Raw genomic sequence first — 25193 nt, 5'->3', positions numbered from 1 at the left:
GCCTCGTCGACGCGAGCTGCGTAGATCAACCTGAAACGGAGCCGGACCCCGTGACCGAACCGCTCCGCGCCGGGGCGCACGAGACCCTGCACACCACCGGCCTGGACGTCGCACTCAACGCAGCCGGCGCCGGCCTCGAACCCCGCTGGGCCCCGGTCGGGGCCGCCGAGCAACCCCACGTCCTGGCCCGGCACGTTGCGTCCGTGGTCGAGCGCGCACTCGCCGACCGGTCGCCCCAGCAGCGGGTCGCCCTGGTCAACCGGCTGGTCGAGGAAGCTGAGCGGACAGCAGAGGACACCGTCCACGATGAACTCGAGCAACTGATCGCGCTGACGAGATCGGTCGCCGTCGGGCACTGGGAGGTCCGGGCTCCGATCACCCCGCTGTCGGAGGCGGCGTTGCTGACCAACGCCGCCGGTGAGCCGAAGCTGCACACGGCGTTGCAGTCGGAGCTGACCAGCACCGATCGGGTCGACCTGTTGTGTGCATTCATCCGGTGGCACGGGATCCGGCTCCTGGAGCGCGAGCTCGACCTGCTCCACGAGCGCGGGGTCCCGTTCCGCGTCATCACCACGACCTACATGGGGGCGACCGAACAGCGCGCCGTCGACGAGCTCGTCCGCAGGCACGGAGCCCAGCTCAAGATCAGTTACGCGAGCGCGACGACGCGCCTGCATGCCAAGGCCTGGTTGTTCCGGCGCGACTCCGGTTTCGACACTGCATTCGTCGGGAGCTCCAACCTGTCCCGCTCCGCTCTCGTCGACGGCCTGGAGTGGAACGTCCGGCTCTCCTCGGTCGCCACACCCGACCTGATCCGCAAGTTCGCGTCCACATTCGACAGTTACTGGGCGGCTGCGGAGTTCGTACCCTACGACCCCGCGGTTCCCGCGGACTCCGCCCGGCTCGCCGAAGCACTCGGCCGGGACCGGGACGACAGCACCCCGCTGAGCGGCCTGGAGGTACGGCCCTACCCACACCAGAAACAGATCCTCGAGGCCCTCGACGCGGAGCGGACGGTGCACGATCGGCACCGCAATCTCGTCATCGCCGCGACCGGGACCGGTAAGACGGTCGTGGCCGCGCTGGACTACCGGAGGCTGCAGGAGCAGCACCCGCGCCTGCTGTTCGTCGCGCACCGCGTGGAGATCCTGGAACAGTCCCGGCGCACGTACCGAGCCGTGCTCGCCGACGGCGCGTTCGGGGAACTGTTCGTCGGCGGGGTCCGCCCGCAGCGCTGGAACCACGTCTTCGCCAGCGTGCAGTCGCTGGCCGCGTACGGCGTGCAGAACATCCCGCCGGACCGCTTCGACGTCGTCGTCATCGACGAGTTCCACCACGCCGAGGCGTCCACCTACCGTGCCGTGCTGGATCACCTGCGGCCCGCCGAGCTGCTCGGCCTGACCGCGACCCCGGAGCGGTCGGACGGGGTGGACGTCCGGGAACGGTTCTTCGACGGCCGCTGTGCCACCGAGCTCCGTCTGTGGGACGCCCTTTCTGCCGACCTGCTCGTCCCGTTCCACTACTTCGGCGTCGCCGACGACGTCGATCTCCGTGGTGTCGAATGGAAGCGGGGGCGCTACGACCCCACCGCCCTGGACGGGATCTACACCGGCAACGACGCCCGCGCCGCGAAGGTCATCCGGGAGACCAGGGCGAAGGTCACCGAGGTCACCGCCATGCGGGCGCTCGGGTTCTGTGTATCGGTGGCGCACGCGCAGTACATGGCCCGCGTCTTCACCGCGGCCGGCATCCCCAGCGCGGCGGTCACCGGCCGGACAGCTCCGTCCGACCGGGACAGTGCGCTGCGCCGGTTGCGCGACCGAGAGCTGAACTGCCTGTTCACCGTCGACGTGTTCAACGAGGGCCTCGACGTTCCCTCCGTCGACACCGTTCTGCTCCTGCGCCCCACCCAGAGCGCGACGGTGTTCCTCCAGCAGCTCGGCCGAGGTCTGCGACGGGCACCGGGCAAGGCCGTCCTGACCGTCCTCGACTTCATCGGCCAGCACCGGCGCGAGTTCCGGTTCGACCTGCGCTACCGGGCGGTGACCGGAAGCAGCCGGGCCGGGGTGGTACGCGACGTCGAGGAGGGCTTTCCCTTCCTGCCCTCCGGGTCAGCGATGGTGCTCGACGCTGTCGCCCGCGAGATCGTCCTCGACAACGTGCGCGCCCGGTTCCGGTTCTCCCGCCGGGCCCTGACCGAGGATGTCCGGTCGCACCGTGAGTCCGCGCTGGGCCGCTACCTGCACGAATCCGGCAATGAGCTGTCCGACGTGTACCGCGGCAAAGGTTCGTGGACGGTGCTGCGCCGCGACGCCGGCCTCCCTGCGCCCGCACCCGGCCCGGACGAGACCGCCCTCCTGCGCAGGCTCGCCACCCTGACCCACGTCGACGACCCGGAGCGGGCACACGTCTACACCCGGCTCGCCGACCCCGGCGGTCCCGCTTACACCGAGCTGACCACGCACGGGCAACGTATCGCCAGGATGCTGTTCTTCCAGCTGTGGCCGGACCGCAACGGGTTCGACGACTACCAGGCCGGTCTGGATCACCTGCGCCAGCACCCGGCCGTCTGCGCGGAGATCCGTGAGCTCGTCGCGTACACCCTGGACGGGGCCCGGCACCTGCCACAAGCGCTGGGCAGCGGGCTGGAGACACTGCCGCTACGCAGCCACGCCCACTACCGGCGGGAAGAGATCCTCGCCGGACTCGACTGGGCATCGATGGAACGCAAGGCCATCGGCCACGCGAGCGGAGTCGTCTGGGCGGACCGCCCCCGCGTGGACGCGCTACTGGTCAACCTGCACAAGAGCGAGCGGGACTTCTCCCCCACCACCATGTACCGCGACTACGCCGTGACGCCCGAGCTGTTCCACTGGGAGTCGCAGAACGCCACGTCCCCACAGAGCGGGACCGGGCGCCGCTATCTCACCCACCGGCAGCAGGGCAGTCATGTGCTGCTGTTCGTCCGCAGCGCACCACGCGACGACATCGGCGAGGGGGCACCGTTCCTCTGCCTCGGCACCTGTGACTACGTCTCGCACCGGGGCAGCAAGCCGATCGCGATCACCTGGCGGCTCCATCGGCCGATGCCGGGTGAGACGTTCCGGGCGGCGAGTGTCGTGGCGTAGGCGCAGACCTCCCACCCAGATGCGTGGCCAGGTGTCGCTCGATGGCCCGGTAGAGACGGAGCCGGTTGTCCTCGTTCTCGAACCCGTGCCCCTCGTCCTGCGCGAGCAGGTACTCCACCGGGACCCCCCGCTCGCGCAGCGACGCCACGATCCGGTCGGACTGCGCCTGCGGCACCCGGACGTCGTTGGCACCCTGGGCGACCAGCAGCGGCGTCCGGATCCGGTCCACCATGGTGATCGGTGAGCGGGCGGTGAGCTCGGCCTCCTGCTCGGGCACGTCCGGGTCGCCGAGGTAGCGGTACCAGCTGTTGGCGTTGTAGCGCCGGGTGAACGGCGGCAGCGCGCGCAGCGCGGCGACCAGGTCGGAGACGCCGACGTAGTCGACCGCGGCGGCGAACCGGTCCGGCGTGACCGTGATCGCGCGCAGCGCGGCGTACCCGCCGTAGGAGACACCGGAGATCGCGACCCGGTCCGGGTCGGTGTAGCCCTGCGCCACCGCCCAGTCGAGGCCGTCGTAGAGGTCGTCCTGCATGGCCCGGCCGTACTCGCCGACCGCCGCCGTCAGGTACCGGCGCCCGTACCCGAGCGAGCCGCGGTAGTTGACCTGCAGCACCGCGTAGCCGCGGTTGGCCAGCAGTTGCACCTCGGGGTTGTAGATCCAGTAGTCCTGCGACCAGGGGCCGCCGTGCACCAGCAGCACGGTCGGCAGGTTCCGCGGTTCCACGCCCACCGGCAAGGTGAGGTAGCCGCGCAGCTCCAGGCCGTCGCGGGCGGGGAACCGGACGGCCCGCATCGGGGCCATGTCGGCGGGATCCAGGTCCGGGAAGGGCTGGAACAGCCGGCGGCGTTCGCCGGTGGCGTGGTCGTAGAACCAGCTCACCCCGGGCTCGCGGTCGTGGGTGAAGGTGGCGATCCAGCGCCGGCCGGACATGTCGGAGGAGACGGTGCCGAGCACCCCGTCGGACAGGGTGGCCAGCTCCGCGTACACCGCGGCGAACTCGGGGTCCAGCACCTCGATGTGCGGCCGGTCGTCCACGAACCGGGCCGCGATCGGCTCGCCGGTGCCCCGGTGGGTGTACACCGCGGGCGGCAGGACCCCGGGGGCCATGATCCCCATGATGTCCAGGCTGCGGCCCTCGACGGCGGCGACCACCGTCTCGTCGCCGGTCTCCCGGTCGATCCGGACCAGCTGCAGATCGTCCCCGTCGCGGTAGGAGCCGACGAGCAGTCCGTCGCCGTCCGGGGTGACCTGCTGGGGTTGCACGCTCAGCGGGTACTCCGCGCCGCCCATCCGGCGCAGCAGCCGGGGGGCTCCGGTGGCGCGGTCGATCCCGGAGATGACGACGGTGCCGTCCTCCTCGGTCTCGACCCGGAAGGCCGGCGCGCCACTGCGGTCGAGCAGCGTCGCGGCCAGCGGGTCGGCCTCGTGATGGTGCAGCACGACCTCACCGGTGGCGACGTCGACCCGGTGCACGTCGATCCGCTCGACCTGCGGGTTCATCGTGACCAGGACGTTGCCCGGCACCGAGGGCAGCGGCTCGACACCGAAGACGCGTGATCCCGGGCCGAGCGGGGTCAGGTCGACCGCGGCGGCCGACGGGTCGTCCAGGTCGACCCGGTAGAGGTGCCAGTCCTCGTTGCCGTCGGTGTCCTGCAGGTAGAGCAGCCAGCGCGGGTCGTCTGTCCAGTAGTAGGTGGTGATCCCGCGCCGGGTGTCGGCGGTGACCGGGACGGCGTCGTCGTGGCTCTGCTCGACACCGCGCACCCAGATGTTGCGCCGCCCCCGGTGCGGGGCGAGGTAGGCGATGCGGCTGCCGTCCGGCGAGAGCGAGGGCACGATGAAGCCCGGATCGGCGAAGAACTCCTCGACCTCGACCAACCTCGGCTGCGTCCCGGGGGTGGTGTCCGCGGCAGTCATGTCGTGTCCTCTCGGTGCGGTGGGCGGAGCGGGGCCCGGCCGGCAGCGCTGGCGGGGGCGGTGTCCATCGCACACCGTGCCGCTGCGGCACGGTCAACCCGCGGCCGGTGGACGCTCAGGGCGTGCCGGCCCTCGTCCACCGGAACGGGTCGTCCTCGAGCCCGGCCCGGTCCCAGTGCGCGAGGTCCGCAGCCGCCTCGTAGGTGCTGTGCAGGAACTCGGCGACCGCGCGGTCGGGGTCCGGCGCGGCGCGGGCGACCTCGTAGGGCAGCAGGAACTGGCCGAACTCGGTGCTCCAGAACGCACCGTCCGGACCGATCGGGCGGTCGGCGAAGCCCTCGGGGCCGGGGTAGGCGTAGGAGTAGAACGCACCCTCGTCACCGCCACCGGGCCAGAATCCGCAGCTCGACAGCTCCCGGGAGTACCCCTCGACCATCACCCAGTCCCCGCAGTTGGGAGCCCCTCCCGGGTGCGGCGGGGCCGGACGGCCGGAGAAGCGGGTGCAGGCCAGGTCCATCCCGCCCCAGAAGAAGTGCACCGGGCTGACCTTGCCGACGAAGTGCGACCGGAACTCCCCGATGACCCGGTTGGCCTGCAGCAGCTGCCGCCAGAACAGGGCGGCCGCTGTGCCGTCGTAGGAGTCGTGGGTGTGGTCGGAGGCGAACGGGATCGCCGGGTCGACCTCGTTGGGGTGGGGCCGGATCGGCGCGTCGATGCCGAGCTCGTCGAGCGCGGCCATGACCCGGGTGTAGAACTCGGCGACCGGCATCGGTTGCAGCGCGACGGTCCGGGCACCGCCGTCGCTGCTGCGGATCTCCAGCCGGTGGCCGAGGAAGTCGAACTCGATCTCGAAGGCACCGGTTCCGTAGGGCACAGCAGAGGTGGTCAGCCCGCGCGGGGTCACGTAAAGGGCCACCTGCCACCAGTGGTTGACCAGTGGGGCATGGGCCATCCGGACCTTGCCCACGATCTGGGTCCACATGTGCAGGGTGTCGCGGGTGGCGGTCCAGTCCGCCACCCGCAGGCTCGGCCAGGCGCTCGGCGGGGTGGTCGTCGGTGTCGTCACGGGTCGTCGTGTCCTTCCGGTGCCACACGGGATGGCAGGTCGTCGTGTCCGTGTCCCGCGTCCCGGCACCACCGTGCGGACGCGCCCGACGGCGGCGTCCGCACCGCCGTCACCGACGACCCCGGCCCGGCCACCGGGCGGGGTGGGACCCGCTCGGCACGCGGTCGTCGGGCCGGCCCCGGCCCGGGACGTGCTCACCGGGGCAGTGTCGGACGCCCCGCGCCGGACCGAATCGGTCGCCCGATCGGTCGCCTCGCCCACGCCTGACCGGACCGCGATTGTTATAACTGGCCCGGGTGACCGCCTGGTGGCCCGGCGGGAAGGGCTGCGGTGACGATGGAGCTGTTCGGGCGGCAGACCGAGACGGCTCTCCTGGACCGGCTCCTGACCCGGGCAGCCCAGGGGGCGGGTTCCGGACTCGTGCTGTGGGGCGAGCCGGGGATCGGCAAGACCGCGCTGCTCGACCACGCGGTGGGCGTGGCGTCCGGCACCACTGTGCTGCGGTGCCGCGGCACCCGGATGGAGGCCGGGCTCGCCTTCACGGCGTTGCACGAGCTGCTGTGGCCCGTCACGGGCCGCCTCGACACGCTCCCCGCGCCACAGGCCGCGGCGCTGCGCGGTGCCCTCGGGATGAGCGAGGAGACCGCGAACCGCTTCCTCATCGGTGCGGCGGTGCTGTCGCTGGTCTCCGACCTGGCCCGGGAACGGCCGGTGCTCGTCGTCGTCGACGACGCCCAGTGGATCGACCGGCCGACCGCACACGCACTGGGGTTCGTGGCGCGACGGATCGGCAACGACCCGGTCCTGGTCCTGCTCACCGGGCACTCCGATCCCTCGACGGGGCCGTGGGAGGGGCTGCCGGCGCTGGAGATCGGCGGGCTGAACGACGACGACGCCCGCGCGCTCCTGGCCTCCTCGGCGCCCGGGGCCGGGCCGGAGCTGATCGACGAGATGACCCGCACGGCGGGCGGCAACCCGCTGGCACTGCACGAGCTGCCCACCCTGCACCGGGAGCCGGACGGCCCGCCACCGGGGGAACTACGGATCGGCCCCCGGTTGCGGCGGGCGTTCCGTACCCGGGTGGAGGCGCTGACGGCACCGGCGCGTGCCCTCCTGCTGCTGGCCGCGGCCGAGGACCGGGGCAACCGGCTCGTCGTGCGCCGGGCAGGTACCGGATGCGGCATCGGCGCCACCACCTGGGACGACGTGCTGCGCTCGGGACTGCTCCGCACCGCGGGCAACCGCGTCGAGTTCCGGCACCCGCTGGTGCCGGCCGCGATCTACGACGGCGCCGCGCTGCCGGACCGGCAGGCAGCGCACCGGGCGCTCGCCGCGGCCCTGCCCGCTGGTGCGATCGAGGAACGCGCCTGGCACCTGGCCGCGGCCGCCGAGTCACCGGACGAGGACGTCGCCGCGCTGCTCGAGCTCGCAGCCGGGAAGTCCCTGCGCTGCGGCGCGGGGCCGACGGCTGTCGGTGCGCTGCGCCGGGCGGCCGAGCTGTCCCCGGCCCCGGCCGCGGCGGCTCGCCGGCTCGCCGGTGCCGCCCGCGCGGCGTGGGAGGCGGGCGACGCCGGCACCGCCCGGCAGCTGCTCGACGACGCCGAACACCTGGAGAGCGAGACCGACATCGCCCGGGCCAGCCACGGGCTGCGCGGTGTCCTGGAGTTCACCACCGGCATCCCGGAGCGGGCCCACCACGTCCTGATACGGGACATGGGCGTCGTCAGCGGCGCACGATCCACGGTCCGGCTGGGCGCGGTGGCGGTCCGCGCCGCCTGGTCGGCCGGCCGCACCGACCTCCAGCACAAGGCGCTGCGGCAGCTGCTCGCCGTCGGCGCAGGCGAGGACTCCGCGCTGGCCGAGCAGCTGCCGCTGTTGCGCACCCGGTGGTCCTGCTACGACGAGACCGGTGAGATCACCCCGATCACGCCGGACGGCGCCGGGGGCACCGCGGACGGGCTCGTCACCGTCGGCTGGGAGCTGCTGCCACCGATGCCGCTGGTCCTGGCCTGGGGCATCGAGGCCCCGCTGCGCGAGGTGCTGCGTGTGCAGGTCGCCGAGCTCCGGCGGCGTCACGAGCTCACCGCCCTGGCGGTGGTGCTCTCCCAGACCGCGGTGCTCGACCTGGCAGCGGGGCGCTGGGGCGCCGCGGACTCAGGGGCCACCGACGGCCTGGATCTCGCCGAGGAGGTCGGCGCGGGGCACGTGGCCACCCAGTGCCGCGCCACCCTGGCCCTGCTGGCCGCCGGACGCGGTGACGGGCCGGTCGTCGAGGAGCACGCGGCCAGGGCACTCGAGGTCGCGATACCGCGAGGCGTGCGGGCCCTTACCGGCTCGGCGTACTGGCCCCGCGGCCGGGTCGCGCTGCTCACCGGGCGTCCGGTCGAGGCGCTGCGCCACCTGGTGCCGCTGGCCGAGCCCGGCCACGAGGCCGCCCATCCGACGTTCGCGCTGCTCGCCGCCGCCGACACCGCGGAGGCCGCGATGCAGGTCGGGCGGATCGACCTCGCCGAGTCCCGGCTGGCGGCGGTGACGACGTGGGCGCAGCGGTCCGACGCCGGTTGGGCGCACGCGACCGTGCACCGCCTACGTGCCCTCGTCCATAGCGGACCGGCGGCCGAGGAGCACTACCGCGCGGCACTCGACGTGCCCGGGTCGGCGGAGCGCCCGTTCGAGCACGCCCGCACCAGGCTGCTGTACGGGGAGTGGCTGCGCCGCGCGCGCCGCCGAGCCGACGCCCGCACCCAGCTCGCCGCCGCCGCGGAGGTGTTCGACCAGCTCGGCGCAGGGCCGCTGCGCGAGCGGTCGCTGCGCGAACAGGACCTGGCCGGTGGGCCCGCGGCCCGCCGGGGCCCCGGACCGGCGGCCGGCCTGACCGCTCAGGAGCTGCGGGTGGCCCGCCTCGCGGCCGACCACATGACCAACCGGGAGATCGCGGCGCAGCTGCTGATCAGCCCGCGCACGGTCGGGCACCATCTGGCCAACGTCTATCCCAAGCTGGGCATCAGCTCACGTGGCGAGCTCACCCGCGTCGATCTCGACGGTGACCTGCGGCTCCGCGTCGACGGGCTCGACCGGTGAACGGGCTGCAGCTCGAAGGTGGACCGCCGGGGCACGAGGTCGACGACGAGATCGCCCTTGACCGGCGAAGGCGGCGTCCGAGTCGAGGTAGGCACGACCGCGCACGATCAGCTGGGTGACCAGCTGCCGATGTCCGGGGGCATCGGGGAGGACGTGCAGGTGCGGCGCCCGGTACGGGTGCCGTCGGCCGCGGGGACCGGGGTGTGCTGGCGCGCCGACGACGACAACCTGGTGCTGCTGCGTTCCCGCGCGCGGCCCTGTCCACGCCCGGGCCGCGCGTGCTCGGTGCGCGTCCCGGTGGGGAGCAGCGCGGTCGCCGTGGCCCGGCACCGAGTGCAGATCGCGTGAGCCGGCGAGGGGCCGTTCGCGACAGGCGGTTGCCCGGTCGTGCGGCGCCCTGCACGGTGGGGTCATGAGTGCGTCGCCGCCCCTTCCCGCCCCGGTGGGCGCGAGCCCGCTTCCACCGGACGAGTTCGACCGGTGGTACGGGGGCTGGGATCCGCTGACCCCGGACACGATCGCCGGCTTCATGGCCGGGTTCGACCGTCCGTGGTGGATCGTCGGCGGCTGGGCCCTGGAGAAGTTCACCGGTGTGCGGCGCCTGCACGACGATCTGGACGTGTCCATCGACGCCGCCGACGCCGAACGGCTGCGGCTGTTCCTCGACGACGGCGGCTGGACGACGTGGAACGCGGACAGCGGCTGGTTGCGCCCGTTCGACCACCGGTTCCGCGAGATTCGCCCGGACAGCAACATCTGGGTGCGCGCCGACGCCCGGTCACCGTGGATCCTCGACGTCCCTCTGACACCGTTCCGCGCCGGACTGTGGACGAACAAGAGGGTTCCGTCCCAGTCGATGCGCCTGGACGAGGCGACATGGGTGGCGGACGACGGGCTGCGCTACCTCAACCCGGAGATCGTGCTCTTCATGAAGGCGGCCCAGTCCCGGTTCGAGGATGTGCGCAACGCCGAGCGCGCCCTGCCGCTGCTCGACGCACGCCGCCGCGCATGGCTCCGGGCCACCGTGGCACTGGGCGCCCCCGCCCATCCCTGGGCTCAGCCGGCCTGACCGGCGACTCGGACCCCGCCACTGAATCGGCAGGCGCGCCGTCGCAACCTCCGGATCGACCGGCCACGCCGACGCCGCCGGCATGACAGTGATCACGTTCGGCCGGTCGGCGGCCCGGCCGGAACTCGGTGGGAGGGCTGGGCGTTGATCGGCCGGTGCTGTCCGTTCAGCACGGTTTGCCGGTTCGTCGGCAGTCACTCACGAGGAGGACGTAAGCGGATGGGTCTGTTCGACAAGCTCAAAGAGAAGCTTGCAGGTCCCGCGGGCCAGGGACCGCAGGGCGCGCCGCAGTACCAGGCGCGGGCGCAGGCCCGTCCTGCGCAGGACCCCGACCAGGCGGCGATCGAGCGATACCGGTACATGCTGCGCACCGCGCCGCCGGAGACCGTGGAGCAGGCGCACGCCGAGGCGTTCGCGAAGCTGACGCCCGAGCAGCGGCAGAAGGTCCTCGCCGAGGTCTCGGCGAGCGTCCCGGAGGCCGAGCGGACGACGTCGACGGACCCGCAGGCCATGGCGCGGATGGCCACCCGCGCCGAGATGCGGCAGCCGGGCACCATGGAGCGCGCGCTCGGCGGAGGTGCGGGCGGCCGCGGCATGGGGATGGGCGGCATGATCGCCGGGACCCTGCTGGCGAGTGTGGCGGGCGCGTTCATCGGCAGCGCGATCGCCGACGCGTTCTTCGCCGACGACACCGGGTTCGAGGGTGACGAGGCGATGGCCGCGGAGGAGCCGCCCGCCGAGCCCATGCCCGAGGAGGACTTCGGGGGCGGGTTCGACGACGGCGGGGACTTCGGCGAGTTCTGACCGGCACCGGGGCGACCGCCACCGGACCCCGGTGGCGGTCGTCGGGTGCACGCACGAAGGGGATGGCGCGTGCCCGGGGTCGCCCCGGGCCCTGCGGCGAGCGTCCGAACAGGGGTACTGCGCGGCGGGCCGGGCTCGGACGCAGGTCACCGGTCCGGAGCGGGCGCCCGGTCGGATGGACGACCGCGGTCCGGCCTCCCCGTGGTGTCGCGATCCGGTCGAGGAGAGGGCACCGAGCCGGACCGTGGTGTCACCCGCCGGAGGGACGGTCAGGTGTCTCCCGGACGCTCGGTGGCAGGCCGGCGAGAGGACGCCGACGGCCCGGGGCACACACCGGGCGGGGTGTGCCCCGGAGGCGGTTCACTCGTCGTCCCAGTTCCGCGGCGCGACGTAGCCGGTCTGCCCCTTCTCCAGACCGAGCGCGAGGATCGGCCCGTTGAGGTCCTCCTGCCAGATCAGCGACTCCATGCCGATGTGCTGCGGGTGGTCCTGGACCGTGTAGACGGTCAACCCGGTCTCGCTCGGGTAGTGCGCGTGTTCGCGCCAGGAAGGGGCGGACAGCAGCAGGTCACCGGGCGCGAAGTCGATCCGCTGACCGTCGACGACCGAGTACCCGGTGCCCTCGACGTGATAGTTGATCGCGACCGAACTGTGCCGGTGGCCGGGACCCTCCGGACGCTGGCGCACCCCCTGCGGGATCCGGGAGAGCGTGACGAAGAAGCTGCCGGTGGCTCCCTGCTTGCGTTCGGTCGCGGGGTTGTACAGCGCCATGATCGTGCGCTTGCCGTCCCCGAGGGTCTGCGACATCAGGTCGGCCATCACCGGGTAGGGCCAGTGCAGCGGCCGGTTCGGGACCGGCTCGATGTCGACCAGGTACTCGTAGCCGCGCAGGCGCGCCCCGGTGGGTGAGACTTCGTGGTCGGGCGCGCTCCCGCGGTCGGCGACCTCGTTGTCCTCGTCCATGTCGATCGGTCCGTCGACCGGCACCCCGGGGGCCCAGTCCTCGGCGAGTTCCTCCCAGAAGTGGGTACCGAGGAACGTGAGCAGGGGGGCGTTGGAGTACGACAGCCGTACCCAGCGCTGTTCACCGGTGTTGACGAACTGGTGCGGCTTCATCGAGGGCACGGTCACGACGTCGCGGGCGGCCATCTCCAGCGTCGTGTCCGCGACCTTGACGGATCCGGAGCCCTCGACCCCGATCTGGACGAGGCTGGAGTTGCGCCGCAGTGGCGTGGTCCGCTCACCGGGTAGCAGCACCTCGACCACGACCTCCACCCCGGGGGCGAAGCTGCGCCCGGAGGTCGACTCGGGGTGGACCAATGCCGCCGACCGGCGACCGTTGGCGGGAGCCGGGCCCAGCGACAGGCGCTCGATCGTGTCCCGGATCTCCGCTGCGGTGATCCTCAACGGTGCCCAGGGGGTCGGTTGTGCGGGCCCCTCTCCCGTCGTCTCGACGGCGCGGGCGCCGGAGTCGAGTCCGACGTGGGACACGTCCGTGGCAGTCATGTGCGTTCCTCTCCGTTGGTGCGGCCGGTGGCAGTTCCGGCAGTGGTGTGTTCCTCGGTGGGGCGCGTCACCGGTGCAGGGTGACGGCCGCGCGCACTGCGACCGGGCGGTCGATCACCGCGCCACCTCCCGGTTTCCCGTGGTGAGCAGACGGCGGACGGCCAGGAGCTCGCGCGGAGCGTCGAAGGCTGTCGCCCCGGTGACCTCGTCACCGCGACAGTGCACGAACAGCCGTCCGGTGTCGGTCGGTTCGCTGCGGGTCACGGTCCCCGGGCCGGCCCGCCCGACGTGTTGGATCCGGGTGCCGTGCTGGTCGGACCAGACGTAGCCGGTGGTCCGGAACGGCTCGCTCACCTGTCCTCCGGCGATGACCTTCGCGACGTACGCGGCCTGCTCGCGGGCTGTGGTCCAGTGCTCCGTGCGTCGGGGGTGTCCGGTCTCAGCGTCCGGCCAGGCAGCGACGTCGCCGACCGCCCAGGTCCGTGAGAGGCCGTGGACGGCGAGCCCCGGGTCGCAGTGGACTCCGTCGCCCGTGGTCGGCACGCCCCCGCCGAGCCAGTCCGTGACCGGGGCCGTGCCGATCCCGACGACGACGAGATCGGCGGGCAGCCGGGTGCCGTCGTCGAGCTCCAGCCCTTCGATCCGGGTGCTTCCGAGCCCGCCGACCACGGTCCGCCCGCAGAGCAGCCGCACCGAGTGTTCGCGGTGCAGCGCGGCGAGATGATCGGCGACCGCGGCTGGGAGCACACGACCGGCCGGCCGGTGTGCCGCCTCGACGACGGTCACCTCCAGGCCGAGGCTGCGGGCGCTGGATGCGACTTCCAGGCCGACGAACCCGCCGCCCACGACGACCACTCGCGGCCGCTGGGCGAAGGCCGCCCGGATCGCCTCGGCGTCAGCACGCGTACGGAGGTAGTGCACTCCGGTGAACGCGTCGAGCAGGGGGATCCGGCGGGGTGCCGACCCGGTGGCGACGACCAGCGCGCCGAACGCGATGCGCTCGCCGTCCGAACTCTCCAGCTGCCGGGTGGCCGGAGCGATCCCGGTGATCGTCGTGCCGACGCGCAGGTCGACGTCGAGATCGCGCAGCCCCGCGTCGTCGAGCAGGACGGATGGGTCGGTGCCCGGTGAGGTGAGTACCTCCTTCGAGAGCGCAGGCTTGTCGTAGGGTGCGCCGTTCTCCCGATCGACGAGCACGACCGGAGAGTCGTGGCCCGACGAGCGCAGCGCCTGGACGACGCGCACCCCGGCGACAGAGGCACCGACCACGACCACGGGCGCGCTCCGGGCCGGGCTCATGTCTCGCTGAGCACGATGGCCCGGACCGGGCAGTCCGTGGCGGCCTCGCGCAGTGCCGGGCCGTCGTTTTCGACCGGGTGCCCGGGCAGGACGACGGCGATGTTCGACTCCGCGTCGAGATCGAACACCTCGGGTGCGGCGACGACGCAGTTTCCGTAGCCGTTGCACAGCGTCTCGTCGATGTCCACGCGGTAGCTCATCGTTTCATCCCTTCTCGTCGCGCTGCGGCTCGAACCGGACCGGCAGCGTCGTGGGGCCGAGGTGGTTGCCGCCCTGCAAACTGCTCCAGCGCACCTCGCCGGCCGCCACGATCGGTGGGTGTGCGCAGAGCCGGGCGAGCAGGATGGCGAGTTCCGAGCGGGCCAGCGCGGCCCCCATGCACTGGTGGATGCCCCAGCCGAAGCCCAGGTGTCCGCGGGCGTCCCGGTCGGGGTCGAAGCGGTTCGGGTCGGGGAACCGTTCGGGGTCGCGGTTGGCGGCGGCGAACGAGAGCAGGACGGCCTCGCCCTCGGCGATGTCCTGCCCACCGACGCTGACCGGGCAGGTCGTGCGGCGCGCGAAGTTCTGGGCCGGGCTGCGGTGGCGCAGCATCTCCTCGACGTAGCGCGGTGCGAGCTCGGGGTTCGCGCGCAGCCGGTCCTGCTGGCCGGGTTCGGTGACGAGCAGGTGCACCAGGGTGCTCGCCGAGTTCATGGTGGTCTCGTGCCCGGCGACGGCGAAGGTGGCGAGGATGCTGATCATCTCCTCGTCGTCGAGCCGGCGGCCGTCGATCTCGGCGTCGAGCAGTTCGGTGACGAAACCCGCGCGCCCGCCGGCGCGGTGGGCGACGATCTCCGCCTTCATCAGCTCGTAGATGCGGGTCCTGGCCGCGGTGAAGTCGACCTCTTCCTCGTGGTCGGCGAGCCCGGCCCACATCTGCTCGGTGACCTCACGGAACTGTCGGACGGTCGTGGGGTCGAAGCCGACCAGCTCGGTGAGAACGAGCAGCGGCAGCGGCAGCGCGACCTCGCGGACGAAGTCGCCACCGCCTGCCGTGACGAACCGGTCGACGAGGTCGCCCACGGTGCGTTCGAGGAAGGGTTTCATCTCCCGTACCCGTGCCGGGGACAGAGCGCCGGTCATCAGCCGGCGGTAGGCGGTGTGCAGGGGCGGGTCGAAGTCGATCGGGATCGCTCGCTGGGTGCCGTCGGTCGGGATCCGGTGGCCGGAGGCGGACGAGAACGTCTGCGGGTCGCGCAACGCGGTACGGACGTCGTCGTACCGGGTCAACATCCAGAACCCGCCACGCCGTTCGCTCCGCACCGCCGGGCCGGCGGCGTGCGCAGCGGCGTAGGCGTCCCAGACCCCGGGCTCGGTCAGCTCCGGCGAGTAGGGGTCGAAGTCGACCGACGGGGGGCAGCTGCCGCTGCGGACGGCGGGGTTCATCGCGCGACCGGTTCGCCGACCGGAGCGGGCGTGCGCCGGTACCGGGATGCGATGTGGTCGGCGGGCAGGCGTGGGCCGCCGTCCGGGAACATCTTCTCGCGGAAGGTGCCCGGCCGGTACTCGGTCTTGTAGCGGCCTCGCTCCTGCAGCTCCGGCACGACGAGCTCGGTGAACGATCGGAGCCCGCCCGGTTCGATCGTGCGGACCAGGTTGAAACCGTCGATCCCGGTCGCGTCGACCCAGGAGATCAGCTCGTCACACACCTGGGTGGGCGAACCGACGACGTAGGCCTCGCTCCCCGCCAGAGCGTTGAACGAGGCGATGTCGCGGATCCGGACCGGCCGGCCGCCGTTGTGGCGGGTCATGGCGTCGGCCACCGACTGCATCGCGTCGCTCTCCACGTGCTCGATCGGCTCGTCCCAGCCGTACCGGGACAGGTCCTGGCCGATGAACGCGGACAGCATCGCGAGGTTGCCCTCGCCGTCGCTGTACTCGCGGCACTGGTCCTCGATCTCCCGGGCCTCGCTCTCGGTCGGGGCGACCACGACGGTGATCGCGTTGAAGACCTTCACGCTCTCGGCCGTGCGGCCGGCGTCCACCGCGGCCGTGCGGTACCCGTCGACGAGCTGTCGGGCGTGCTCCTTGTCGCTGACCGACATGAACGCGGCCTCGGCGTGGGTCCCGGCGAAGCGCATCCCTCGCGCCGATGCTCCGGCCGAGTAGATGAACGGCGTGCGCTGCGGGGACGGTTCACACGGGTGGAACGCCTCGCACGGGTACCGGCCCTCGGTCCTGACGCGGTGCACGCGGGCGGGGTCGGTGAAGACGCGGCGTTCCTTGTCCCGGACCGCGGCACCGTCCTCCCAGCTCTGCTCCCAGAGCCGGTACATGAGATCCATGTACTCCTCGGCGATGTCGTACCGCTGGTCGTGCGGCACCGGCTCGACACCCATCGCCCGCGCGGCGGAGGGCTGGATCCCGGTGACGACGTTCCAGCTCACCCTGCCGTCGGTGAGGTGGTCGAGCGTGGAGAACCGGCGGGCCAGCAGGTACGGGGGCTCGTAGGTCGAGTTGGCGGTCACGCCGAAGCAGAGGTTCGAGGTCGCCGCCGCCATCGCCGGGATCACCATCATCGGGTCGTTGACGGGGAACATCCCGCCGGCGCGCATGATCGCGTCCGGTGAGCCCTGGTACACGTCGTGGATGCCGAGCCCGTCGGCGAGGAAGATGCCGTCGATCAGGCCCCGTTCCGCGGTACGCGCGAGATCGACCCAGAAGTCGAGCTTGTTGTAGCGCACGGCGTCGGACTCGGGATGTGACCACAACCCGGTCCAGGACTGCGACGGGGCCGCCATGTAGAACGCGTTGGTCAGGATTTCCTTGGTCATGGTGGTCTCCTGCGTGGTCAGCGGGCCGCGTCGGATACGGGGATCGCCCCCGTGTCACCCAGGTGCTCGTTCGTCGCGGATTCGTCCGACGGTTCCGGGAAGGGGCTGCGCAGGGTGAGGATGGCGGCGATGCTCACGAACCCGAGGACGGTGACGTAGGCCGAGATCGCGGTGCCGTTGCCGGTCGCCGCGAACAGGGCCGTCGCGACGATCGGGGCCAGTGCACCGCCGAGCACGCCGCCGATCGCGTAGGCCACCGACGAACCGCTGTAGCGCACCGCGGTCGGGAAGGCCTCCGCGATGTAGGCGCCGTACGGGCCGGACGCGATCGCCACCCCGATACCGGACACCACGCAGGCGGTGAGGACGCCGGCGACGCTCCCGGTGTCGATCAACCAGAAGTACGGGAACGCCCACGCCGTGAGCAGCACGGTCCCGGCCAGCAGCACCGGGCGCCTGCCGTACCGTCCGGCCAACAACGCCGCCAGCGGGATGACGCCCGCCCAGACCAGCGCGGTGACGACGGTGACCGCGAGCATCGTCGACGAGTCGACCAGCTGACGGGCCGCGACGTAGCTCAGGGTGAACACCAGCACGATGTTCGCGAGACCGGACGCGACGATGTTGATGCCGGAGGCGGGCAGCAGCGTGCGGGGCGCGCGCAGCACGTCACCCAGCGGGCTGCGCCGTACCTGGTCCGCGCTGCGCACCCGGGTGAACTGCGGGCTCTCGTCCAACCGCAGCCGCAGCACCAGCCCGAACACCACCAGCGCGGCGCTGACCAGGAACGGGATCCGCCAGCCCCACGCGACGAACGCGGCCTCGTCGACGGCGAGCCGGACGACCAGGAACACCAGGCTCGCCAGCACGACACCGAGCGGGAGCCCGACCTGCGGTAACGAGCTGTACAGCGTGCGGCGCGACGGTGGGGCGTGTTCGAGCGCGAGCAGCGTGGCGCCGCCCCACTCGCCGCCCACACCGATCCCCTGGGCGAAGCGCAGCACCACCAGCAGGATCGGCGCCGCGATGCCGATCGCGGCGTAGTTGGGCAGCAGACCGATCAGGAGGGTGCCGACACCCATGATCATCAGGGAGAGGACGAGCATGCTCCGCCGGCCGACGCGGTCACCGAAGTGCCCCATCAGGGCACCCCCGATCGGGCGGGCCACGAACCCGATCGCGAAGGTGGACAGGGCCGCCAGCGTGCCGGCCAGCGGGGACACCCCGGGGAAGAACTGCGGGGCGAACACCAGTGCGGCGGCCATGCCGTAGATGAAGAAGTCGTACCACTCGATGGTGGTACCGATCAGCCCCGCGAGCGCCACCGTCCGGGCGCGCCGGGGCGGGGTCGTCACAGGTTCTGGGGTCAGGGACATCGTCGTCTCTTCTCGTACGTGCCCGGGGTGGTGGGCGGGCATGGGGTTCAGGAACGTTCGAGCAGCGCCGCACCCTGGTCGAGCAGGGCGCGCACCCGCGGGACGCCCTCGTCGCTCAGCGGCAGCAGCGGCGTGCGGACGTGCGCGGACGCCAGACGGCCCTGCTGGTGCAGGACCCACTTCGCGGGCGCCGGGTTGGTCTCGACGAACAGCAGGTCGACCAACGGGTGCAGGCCGTAGTGGAGATCACGTGCGGTCTCGTGGTCCCCCGCCTCCCAGGCCTCGTACATGCGGGCCACCGCCTGCGGGGCCAGGTTGGACACCGCGGAGATGAAACCGGCCCCGCCGAGGGCCAGGAGCGGGAGACCGAGCAGCTCGATGCCCGACCACACCAGCAGCTCACGCCCGCACAGGTGCAGCACCCGGGAGAAGTGCTCGAAGTCCTTGGTGGTCTCCTTGATCCCGACCACGTTGTCGCAGTCGGTGAACAGCCGGGCCACGGTCTCGGGGGCGAGGTCGACCGCCGTCCGGGACGGCACGTTGTAGATCACGATCGGCAGGTCCGGGAACTCCGCGGCGATCGTGCGGTACCAGTGGTACAGCGCCTCCTGGGTCGGACGGGCGTAGTACGGCGTGATCACCAGGGCCGCGTCGGCGCCGGCGTCGCGGGCGGCGGCGGTGATCTCGAGGGTCTCGTCGAGCTTCGCCGAGCCGGTGCCGGGCAGGAACGGGACGGCGTCGTCGACCTCGGCGGCGACGGTGCGGATCGCCTCGATCCGCTCCGCCACGGTCTGCGCCGAGGGCTCCCCGGTCGATCCACCGATCGAGACACCGTGCGAGCCCGATTCGAGCTGCCAGCGCACCAACCCGCGCAGCGAGGCGAGGTCGAGCGCGCCGTCGGCGGTGAACGGTGTGATGACCGGTGCGATGGATCCCCGGATCGTGGCGGGATCGGAGCGGAACTTCATGAACGTCCTCCTACGAGCAGGCGGGCGACCGCCAGGTCCGACAAACCCATGCCCATTCCCTTGAACACCGTGCAGCGGGGGCGCGAGGGCCGTTCCACCTTTCCGGCGACGACGTCACAGAGGCGGCGCACCGCCCCCCAGTCGTCGGTCTGGGCCGGCCCGAAGTACTCGCGCAGCTCGCGGGAACCGCGGCGCGCGTTGCTCTCGCTGTCCACGACGGTCAGTGCGGACTCCCCGAGCAACGCCGGGTCGAACTCGGCGTGGGAGGGAAGGATGGCGCCGACCGCGTTCAGGTGGGCACCGTGCGCGAGGTGTTCCAGCCGCAGGAACGGTTCCGGTGCGCGGGTGATGAGGGTGACGATCGGGACGTCGCGGGTCGCCTCGTCGACCGAGTCGGCGACGACCGCCTCGACACCCAGCTCGCCGTGGACCTGTGCGGCCAGCGCGTGCGCGCGGTCCGTGGTGCGGTTCCACAGCCGGACCCGACGCAACGGCCGGACCGCGGCGATCGCCTCGACCTGACGCAACGCCTGGCGCCCCGCCCCCAGGACGGCGAGCTCGTCGGCGTCCGGGTCCGCCATCCGGCGGGTGGCCACACCGGAGATCGACGCGGTCCGCAACGCACCCGCCGCTCCGGCCTCGGCGACCCCGAGGGTCGCACCGTCGCCCGCGGTGAACATGGTGATCAGCGCGCTCGCGCCGGCAGGGGTGTTCACCCAGGTCTTGAAGATCGCCAGGTCGGCCTCGCGGTCGAGCGCGCCCAGCGCGTGCGCGCTGCCACGGGCGTCACCGTGCGGCCAGGTCGTCATGGTCTTGTCGAGGTTCCAGGCGGTGCCGGCCGCCTCATGCGAGAGCACCGCCTCCAGCGAGTCGATCACCTGGGGCAGGGTCGGCCCGGAGCGCACGTCGTCCTCGGTCCAGATCTTCATCGGCTCGCCTCCACCGTCGTGCGGCCCAGCGGGGCCGCCGTCTCGTCGACCACGCCGTGGCGCAGCGTCCCGACGCCCGAGACCTGCACCTCGACGTCGTCACCCGGCCGCAGGAACCGGGGCGGGTCCATCCGGAAACCGATGCCCTTCGGCGTGCCGGTCGCGATCAGGTCGCCCGCCCGCAGCGGGGTGAGGGTGCTGACGTAGGCGATCAGCTCGGCGAAACCGAAGGTGAGCCGGTCGGTGGTGTCGTCCTGCACCGTCGTCCCGTTGAGGCGGGTGGTGACCCGCAACGGGCCGGTGCCGAGCTCGTCGACGGTCGTGACCCACGGGCCGATCGCTCCACTGTGGTGCCAGTTCTTGCCCGCGGTGGCCTGGTTCGAGTGCAGCTGCCAGGACCGGACGCTGTTCTCGGCCACACAGGTCACACCGGCGACGTGGTGCCAGGCGTCCTCGGCGGCGATCCGGCGCCCGGGAGTGCCGATCACCAGTCCGGCCTCGCCCTCCCAGTCGAGCGTGTCGTCGCCGGCCGGCCGGACGACGGGTGTCCCGGCGCCGACGAACGAGTCGACGAAGCGGGTGAACAGTGTCGGGTGGTCCGGGACGTCGACGGTCGAGCGCTCGGACTCCGAGGCGTGGGCGGCGTAGTTGAACCCGACGCACACGATCTTGGCGTGGTCCCCGATCGGCGGGTCCCACCGCAGGCCGCCCGCCGGGACCCGGGGATCGTCGGGGCGGATCTCCGGAGGATCGGCGAGCGCCGACTCGAAGGAGGCGACCCGGTGGTCGAGCCGGACGACCTCGTCGCCGTCACCGTCGTCACCGCCGCCGGAGACGACGCCGAACCCGGCCTCGCCGGCGGCGGTGCGGAAACGGGCGAGCCTCATCCGATCACCGCCGGCTCCGTACGCCCGATCGACGGCGCGGATCGGCCGACCGGTGCGCGCAGGCCGGCCTCCTCGAGCAGGGGGAGCACGTCGCGGGTGAAGTCGGCGATCCCGGTGTCGTAGTCCACCCAGGTCAGCAGTGCTCCCTCGATCCCGGCCCGGCTGAGCGTCCCGAGCCGCTCGGCGACCGTCTCCGCGGTGCCGACCAGCGGGAACCCGCCCGCCCCCGCCGCGAAGCGTTGCCGCATGGCCTGGAGGACGGCCGGCGGCATCACCTCGGTGTTCGCCCCCTGCAACCGCATCCAGGCGTCGACGCTCTCGACGTCCTCCTGTTCGACCGAGAACCGCCGGTAGTACGCCTCGGCCTCCGCCTGACTGTCGCTCTGGACGACCACGGTGTGGGTCCAGACCCGGACCTCGCGGCCGAACTCCTCGCGGGCCATCTGCTTGTATCCCTGGATCTGGTCGCGGATCGCGTCCTCGTCCTCGGAGTGCACGATCACGAAGCACAGGTCGGCGTGCTCGGCGGCGAACCGCATGCCCCGCGGAGAGCCCCCGGCGTTCATGATCGGGATGGCGGACTGGACCGGCTTCGGCTCCGAGACCCCACCGACGACGTCGAAGAAGCGGCCGTGGAAGTCGAACTCGTCGGACTCGCTCCAGAGCCTGCGGATCACCTGCAGCCACTCGGCGAGGTGGTCGTAACGTTCGTCGTGCTCCCGCATGGGAGCCCCGAACATCTCCAGCTCCGGGCGGTTCCAACCGCCGACGACGTTCAGCGCGAAACGGCCCCCGGAGATGTGGTCGACGGTCGCCGCCTGCTTCGCAGCGACGATCGGATGCAACGTCGGGGCGTGTGAGGTGGCGAAGACGCCGATGTTCTCGGTGGCCGCGGCGATACCCGCCGCCCACGTGAACGGGTCCAGCACGCGCCCGGAGCGGTGCTGGGGGCGGTTCTCCGGGTAGCCCTTCCAGCGGGCGAAGGGGACGACCGCCTCGAAACCGGCCCGGTCGGCCGCCCGGGCGGTCCGCAGCGACATGTCCCACGAGGTCTCGTGCGCTTCGGGAGCCAGTGTCTGGGACGCACCGGGGCCGTTGGTGCAGAACAGTCCGAGCTTGAGGGTGTTGCCGCCGAACAGCGGGTTCATCGCAGACCTCCTCGTCCGTGGTGGTGCCAGCGACGCTAGGGATCCGAATCACATAACACCACTACGAGTCTTGTGATGGAGCGATAGGATTTCTCCTATGCTTCAGCTTCAGCTGCGCCGCCTCGACCTGCTCTGCACCGTGGTCCACGAGGGTGGCGTGACCCGTGCCGCCGAACGGCTGCACGTGTCCCAGCCCTGGGTGTCGGCGCAGCTCCGGACCCTGGAGAAGGCGGCCGGCGCCCCGCTGTTCGTCCGGGACGGTCGACGCCTGGTGCTGACCGAAGCGGGCCGGCGCTTCCACGCCTGGGCCGCCGATGTACTGGCCGGCAGCGCCCAGGTCCGTCGGGACATCGAGAACCTCGGCGCAGGCCTCGCCGGCTCGCTGACCGTCGCGACGAGCATGGCGATAGGGACCTACCTCGTGCCGCCGCTGCTCACCGAACTGCTCCATGAGCGGGCCGGGGCAGAGATCACCGTGCACATCAGCGAACCGGCGGCTGCGCTGCGCAGCGTCGCGACCGGCGACGCCGACTTCGCCGTCGCGACCTGGTCCGACGAACTCGATTCCGAGGCCCTGCACGCGGAGAGGCTGTGGGAGAACCCGCTCGTGCTCGCCGCCGCACCGGACGGCCCGCCGGACGGCGACACGATCACTCTCGCCGAACTCGCCGCGCTCCCGCTCGTCGGCGTCCCCGCCGGTGTCACGTTCGACCGGACGCTCAACGACCAGCTACGCAGCCACGGGGCGGGCGAGCTGACCTACGTCATGCGGCTCGGCCACGCCGAAGCCATGAAGCGGGCGGTCGCCGCGAACGGATGGAACTGTCTCGCTCCCTCCTACGTCGTCGCCGATGACGTCGACGCCGGCAGGCTCCGCAGCATCCGCATCAGCGATGCGCACCTGGCCGAGGGGATCGGGCTGTTCTACCGACGGACGAAGTTCTTCTCCCCGCTCCAGGACGCCGCCGTCGCGGCTCTCCGCAGCCTGGCGACGCCCCAGGGCCCCGGGACACCCGCGGTGGCGGGCAGTTGAGCTGCGTGACACGCGGGCCCGGATGCAGGCACCGGCACGACCCTGTCGTGATCATGAAGGTGTCTCGAAGCCGAGATCACCGTCGGGAAGCCGTGCCCGCGTCGTCGTCACTGCGCCCAGGTCGACCGGCCCCGTCCACCTGACCGGCACGCGCGCTGCCCTGGGTCCGAATCGGGCACCCGACCCGTCGCCCCACGCGAACACGTTGGTCACGCAGCTGATCAGGGCCGGCCAGCTCAGGAATCCGTCCGGAGGACCGCCAGTGCGGCACCGACGCGGCGAACGAAGTCAGGAAGCTGCTCGATTGCCGTCGTGTGCAGCAGTTCGACATCAACGGACCAATAGCCGTGGACGAGCCGGTTGCGGAGGCTGACCGGGCTGCGCCAGGGAATCTCCGGGAACCGCTGCTTGGTCTCGTCCGACACGGCGTTCGCGGCCTCTCCGAGCACCGTGAAGTTCCACAGCAGTGCGTCGCGGCGCTGCCGGTCCTGCTCGACATCGGCGACCGACCGCCCTTCCGCGAGACGACATGCCTCCTCCGCCGCGTCGATCATCTCGTGCAGCAACAGGAGATCACGCCGCATAAACGGGCCTGGCCTCGTCCAGGACCGAATCGCGCAGCAGCGGATGCAGCGCGCGACGTGCCACCAGGTCCACCGGCCGCCCGAACAGCACCGTCAACTCGGCGACCAGCTCGTCGATCTCCCATCCCAGCCGAGCACCGGGCCGGAGTTCGTAGAGGAGGTCGAGGTCGCTCGCCGATTCCGCCTGCCCCCGGGCCACGGAGCCGAACACCGCCAGCGACGCGATCCCGTAGCGCCGGCACAGATCGTCGAGCCGTGCCACATCGACGTCGGTTCCAAGGAGTCGCAGTGCTTCCGGGTCGAGCATGCACCGACCTTCCCGCTTGCTCGTCGAGATGACAAGTCACGAGTGGCACGGCAGGGTTCGAACCTGGTGCCGGCGGACCCCGACGATCACCGAGGTGCTGCCGCTGCTCTACCTACACGCCCCTGTCCTCGGGGGACTTCGCACCCGCGCTGGGCAGTTCCTCGGCTCCACCGCGAGCCTGTCGACCTCGACGGTCACCAAGCTGACCGAGACCTAGAAGACCGAGCAGCAGGCGCTCTCCCGCCGGGACCTGTCCACGGTGGACTACAGGTACCTGTGTGCAGACCGGATCCACGTCAACATCCGCCTCGATGAGCACCAGCTGTGCCTGCTCGTGCTTATCGGGGTTCGCGCGGACGGCCGAACGGAACTCGTCACCCTCGCCCACGGTTACCGCGAAGCGGCCGAGTCGTGGGCGGACCTGCTGCGCGCTTGCGCCCGGCGCGGCATGCGCGCTCCCGTCGGGGACGGCGCGCTGGGGTTCTGGGGCGGCCTGCGCGAGGTCTTCCCGACCACGCGCGAGCAGCGCTGTTGGGTCCACCGCGGCCGCCGAGCACGCCACCGCGTTGCCGGGTGTGGCGCTGCTGTCCGCACCGGGTGCCGGGTTGGTTCGTCCACGTGCACGTCCTGGTCTGCTGGGATCGACCGGTGTCGCAGGCGTTCGCCGGTCGCGCCGGAGCGCGCATGTGGGCTCGCTGGTCGCGGGCGCTGGCGCGGCGCGGGTTCGACAGTGTGGTCCCGGCCGACGAGTTCGACGAGGCGACGGGTGGGCTGAACGTCCGCAACGCGAGCCTGGCGGACTACATCACCAAGCTGGCCTACGAGGTGACGGGGTCGCACGCGAAGGAGGGCCGCGCGGGTGGCCGGGCGCCGTTCGAGCTGCTGGCCGACGCGGTGGAGGGTGAGGCGGATGCGATCGAGCGCTGGTGGGAGTACGAGCGCGGGTCGAGGGATCGGCGCCAGCTGACGTGGTCGGGTGGGTCGCGGGACCTGCGCGCGCTGGCGGGGCTGGGCCGGGAGCGCACGGATGACGAGATCGCCGAGGAGGAGCTGGGGGGTGACGACGTCCTGACGCTGGACGCGGACGCCTGGTCGGAGTTGCGCGGTTCGCGGCTGGCACTGGATCTGTGGGAAGCCGTCGAGGCGGCCGGGATGCGCGCGGGGGGGGGGAGTGGCTGGCCCGGCGTGGCCTGGCGGCGGGTGTGGTGGCCGCCAGGCGCCCGGAATGCAGCGATCACACCCGAGCCAGCCACGCGGTAGGTATGTCCTGGTCGTCC

The 25193-nt window shown here is 72.1% G+C and carries 21 protein-coding genes and 1 pseudogene; 8 read left to right on the top strand and 14 right to left on the bottom strand.

Annotated elements, in window-relative coordinates:
• Positions 1–50: 50 nt before the first annotated feature.
• The gene (locus AB0J24_RS24300) at positions 51–3128 is read left to right on the top strand and encodes a DUF3427 domain-containing protein (RefSeq protein WP_358685209.1); all 3078 of its coding nucleotides are present in this window, start codon (positions 51–53) and stop codon (positions 3126–3128) included.
• On the opposite strand, the gene AB0J24_RS24295 is transcribed toward AB0J24_RS24300, so the two are convergent.
• Together AB0J24_RS24295 and AB0J24_RS24290 are read right to left on the bottom strand one after the other, a co-directional pair.
• Positions 3064–5046 (bottom strand): S9 family peptidase, encoded by a 1983-nt coding sequence (locus AB0J24_RS24295; RefSeq protein WP_358685207.1) that lies wholly within the window; start codon positions 5044–5046, stop codon positions 3064–3066. The two genes, AB0J24_RS24300 and AB0J24_RS24295, sit on opposite strands and share 65 nt — an antisense overlap.
• Positions 5047–5161: 115 nt before the next feature.
• The gene (locus tag AB0J24_RS24290; RefSeq protein ID WP_358685205.1) at positions 5162–6112 is read right to left on the bottom strand and encodes a DUF5996 family protein; all 951 of its coding nucleotides are present in this window, start codon (positions 6110–6112) and stop codon (positions 5162–5164) included.
• A gap of 336 nt (positions 6113–6448) precedes the next feature.
• Here AB0J24_RS24290 and AB0J24_RS24285 point away from each other — a divergent pair, with 336 nt between their 5' ends.
• From AB0J24_RS24285 to AB0J24_RS24270, 4 genes are all read left to right on the top strand, one after another.
• On the top strand, positions 6449–9193 hold the full coding sequence (locus AB0J24_RS24285; protein WP_358685296.1) for an AAA family ATPase: 2745 nt from the start codon (positions 6449–6451) through the stop codon (positions 9191–9193).
• A gap of 57 nt (positions 9194–9250) precedes the next feature.
• The gene (locus AB0J24_RS24280) at positions 9251–9541 is read left to right on the top strand and encodes a hypothetical protein (protein ID WP_358685203.1); all 291 of its coding nucleotides are present in this window, start codon (positions 9251–9253) and stop codon (positions 9539–9541) included.
• Positions 9542–9605: 64 nt separating this feature from the next.
• Entirely contained in the window at positions 9606–10262 is a 657-nt protein-coding gene (locus AB0J24_RS24275) for a hypothetical protein (RefSeq protein ID WP_358685201.1), read from the top strand.
• A gap of 219 nt (positions 10263–10481) precedes the next feature.
• Positions 10482–11066 carry a hypothetical protein gene (locus tag AB0J24_RS24270; RefSeq protein ID WP_358685199.1) on the top strand — a complete coding sequence of 195 codons (585 nt, stop codon included), beginning with the start codon at positions 10482–10484 and terminating at the stop codon, positions 11064–11066.
• Between the two features lie 360 nt (positions 11067–11426).
• Here the strand turns inward: AB0J24_RS24270 and AB0J24_RS24265 are convergent, their stop codons facing one another.
• The 10 genes from AB0J24_RS24265 to AB0J24_RS24220 all read right to left on the bottom strand — a co-directional run bounded on the left by AB0J24_RS24265 (position 11427) and on the right by AB0J24_RS24220 (position 21992).
• The gene (locus AB0J24_RS24265; RefSeq protein WP_358685197.1) at positions 11427–12572 is read right to left on the bottom strand and encodes a cupin domain-containing protein; all 1146 of its coding nucleotides are present in this window, start codon (positions 12570–12572) and stop codon (positions 11427–11429) included.
• A gap of 114 nt (positions 12573–12686) precedes the next feature.
• Positions 12687–13841, bottom strand: a complete 1155-nt coding sequence (locus AB0J24_RS24260) for an FAD-dependent oxidoreductase (protein WP_358685195.1) — start codon at positions 13839–13841, stop codon at positions 12687–12689.
• 26 nt (positions 13842–13867) lie between these two features.
• Positions 13868–14071, bottom strand: coding sequence for a ferredoxin (locus AB0J24_RS24255; protein WP_358685193.1), 204 nt, complete (start codon positions 14069–14071; stop codon positions 13868–13870).
• A 4-nt stretch (positions 14072–14075) separates the two neighbouring features.
• Positions 14076–15296 carry a cytochrome P450 gene (locus AB0J24_RS24250; RefSeq protein WP_358685191.1) on the bottom strand — a complete coding sequence of 407 codons (1221 nt, stop codon included), beginning with the start codon at positions 15294–15296 and terminating at the stop codon, positions 14076–14078.
• Positions 15293–16684 carry an LLM class flavin-dependent oxidoreductase gene (locus AB0J24_RS24245; protein WP_358685189.1) on the bottom strand — a complete coding sequence of 464 codons (1392 nt, stop codon included), beginning with the start codon at positions 16682–16684 and terminating at the stop codon, positions 15293–15295. The genes AB0J24_RS24250 and AB0J24_RS24245 overlap by 4 nt, the downstream gene beginning before the upstream one ends.
• Positions 16685–16701: 17 nt before the next feature.
• Positions 16702–18039, bottom strand: coding sequence for an MFS transporter (locus AB0J24_RS24240; RefSeq protein WP_358685187.1), 1338 nt, complete (start codon positions 18037–18039; stop codon positions 16702–16704).
• 68 nt (positions 18040–18107) lie between these two features.
• On the bottom strand, positions 18108–19028 hold the full coding sequence (dapA, locus tag AB0J24_RS24235; RefSeq protein WP_358685185.1) for a 4-hydroxy-tetrahydrodipicolinate synthase: 921 nt from the start codon (positions 19026–19028) through the stop codon (positions 18108–18110).
• Complete coding sequence (locus AB0J24_RS24230) at positions 19025–19957, bottom strand: ornithine cyclodeaminase family protein (protein WP_358685182.1); 933 nt, start codon at positions 19955–19957, stop codon at positions 19025–19027. Before AB0J24_RS24230 ends, dapA begins: the two co-directional genes overlap by 4 nt.
• The gene (locus AB0J24_RS24225) at positions 19954–20844 is read right to left on the bottom strand and encodes a fumarylacetoacetate hydrolase family protein (RefSeq protein WP_358685180.1); all 891 of its coding nucleotides are present in this window, start codon (positions 20842–20844) and stop codon (positions 19954–19956) included. The genes AB0J24_RS24230 and AB0J24_RS24225 overlap by 4 nt, the downstream gene beginning before the upstream one ends.
• Positions 20841–21992, bottom strand: coding sequence for an LLM class flavin-dependent oxidoreductase (locus AB0J24_RS24220; RefSeq protein ID WP_358685177.1), 1152 nt, complete (start codon positions 21990–21992; stop codon positions 20841–20843). The genes AB0J24_RS24225 and AB0J24_RS24220 overlap by 4 nt, the downstream gene beginning before the upstream one ends.
• 97 nt (positions 21993–22089) lie before the next feature.
• Between AB0J24_RS24220 and AB0J24_RS24215 the strand changes: the two genes are divergently transcribed.
• Positions 22090–23025, top strand: a complete 936-nt coding sequence (locus AB0J24_RS24215) for a LysR family transcriptional regulator (RefSeq protein ID WP_358685175.1) — start codon at positions 22090–22092, stop codon at positions 23023–23025.
• A 236-nt stretch (positions 23026–23261) separates the two neighbouring features.
• Here the strand turns inward: AB0J24_RS24215 and AB0J24_RS24210 are convergent, their stop codons facing one another.
• Both AB0J24_RS24210 and AB0J24_RS24205 read right to left on the bottom strand, forming a co-directional pair.
• Positions 23262–23591, bottom strand: coding sequence for a HepT-like ribonuclease domain-containing protein (locus AB0J24_RS24210; RefSeq protein WP_358685172.1), 330 nt, complete (start codon positions 23589–23591; stop codon positions 23262–23264).
• 7 nt (positions 23592–23598) lie between these two features.
• A complete protein-coding gene (locus AB0J24_RS24205) occupies positions 23599–23916 on the bottom strand; it encodes a nucleotidyltransferase family protein (RefSeq protein WP_358685169.1) in 318 nt (105 codons plus the stop codon).
• A gap of 64 nt (positions 23917–23980) precedes the next feature.
• On the opposite strand from AB0J24_RS24205, the pseudogene AB0J24_RS24200 reads away from it, so the two are divergent.
• Together AB0J24_RS24200 and AB0J24_RS24195 are read left to right on the top strand one after the other, a co-directional pair.
• Positions 23981–24460: pseudogene (locus tag AB0J24_RS24200) on the top strand (transposase); the annotation flags it as partial.
• 140 nt (positions 24461–24600) lie between these two features.
• On the top strand, positions 24601–25176 hold the full coding sequence (locus tag AB0J24_RS24195; protein WP_358685302.1) for a hypothetical protein: 576 nt from the start codon (positions 24601–24603) through the stop codon (positions 25174–25176).
• Positions 25177–25193: the final 17 nt, after the last annotated feature.

This window comes from Pseudonocardia sp. NPDC049635 (assembly GCF_040659795.1).
Lineage (GTDB): Bacteria > Actinomycetota > Actinomycetes > Mycobacteriales > Pseudonocardiaceae > Pseudonocardia.
Note: the sequence above shows the minus strand (reverse complement) of the source record. Positions and strands in the feature narration are given on the sequence as shown.

Coding starts and splice junctions, on each gene's coding strand:
- AB0J24_RS24295 (WP_358685207.1), bottom strand. CDS start 5,046: ATGACTGCCGCGGACACCACCCCCGGGACGCAGCCGAGGTTGGTCGAG.
- AB0J24_RS24285 (WP_358685296.1), top strand. CDS start 6,449: ATGGAGCTGTTCGGGCGGCAGACCGAGACGGCTCTCCTGGACCGGCTC.
- AB0J24_RS24275 (WP_358685201.1), top strand. CDS start 9,606: ATGAGTGCGTCGCCGCCCCTTCCCGCCCCGGTGGGCGCGAGCCCGCTT.
- AB0J24_RS24270 (WP_358685199.1), top strand. CDS start 10,482: ATGGGTCTGTTCGACAAGCTCAAAGAGAAGCTTGCAGGTCCCGCGGGC.
- AB0J24_RS24265 (WP_358685197.1), bottom strand. CDS start 12,572: ATGACTGCCACGGACGTGTCCCACGTCGGACTCGACTCCGGCGCCCGC.
- AB0J24_RS24255 (WP_358685193.1), bottom strand. CDS start 14,071: ATGAGCTACCGCGTGGACATCGACGAGACGCTGTGCAACGGCTACGGA.
- AB0J24_RS24250 (WP_358685191.1), bottom strand. CDS start 15,296: ATGAACCCCGCCGTCCGCAGCGGCAGCTGCCCCCCGTCGGTCGACTTC.
- AB0J24_RS24245 (WP_358685189.1), bottom strand. CDS start 16,684: ATGACCAAGGAAATCCTGACCAACGCGTTCTACATGGCGGCCCCGTCG.
- dapA (WP_358685185.1), bottom strand. CDS start 19,028: ATGAAGTTCCGCTCCGATCCCGCCACGATCCGGGGATCCATCGCACCG.
- AB0J24_RS24230 (WP_358685182.1), bottom strand. CDS start 19,957: ATGAAGATCTGGACCGAGGACGACGTGCGCTCCGGGCCGACCCTGCCC.
- AB0J24_RS24225 (WP_358685180.1), bottom strand. CDS start 20,844: ATGAGGCTCGCCCGTTTCCGCACCGCCGCCGGCGAGGCCGGGTTCGGC.
- AB0J24_RS24220 (WP_358685177.1), bottom strand. CDS start 21,992: ATGAACCCGCTGTTCGGCGGCAACACCCTCAAGCTCGGACTGTTCTGC.
- AB0J24_RS24215 (WP_358685175.1), top strand. CDS start 22,090: ATGCTTCAGCTTCAGCTGCGCCGCCTCGACCTGCTCTGCACCGTGGTC.
- AB0J24_RS24205 (WP_358685169.1), bottom strand. CDS start 23,916: ATGCTCGACCCGGAAGCACTGCGACTCCTTGGAACCGACGTCGATGTG.
- AB0J24_RS24195 (WP_358685302.1), top strand. CDS start 24,601: ATGTGGGCTCGCTGGTCGCGGGCGCTGGCGCGGCGCGGGTTCGACAGT.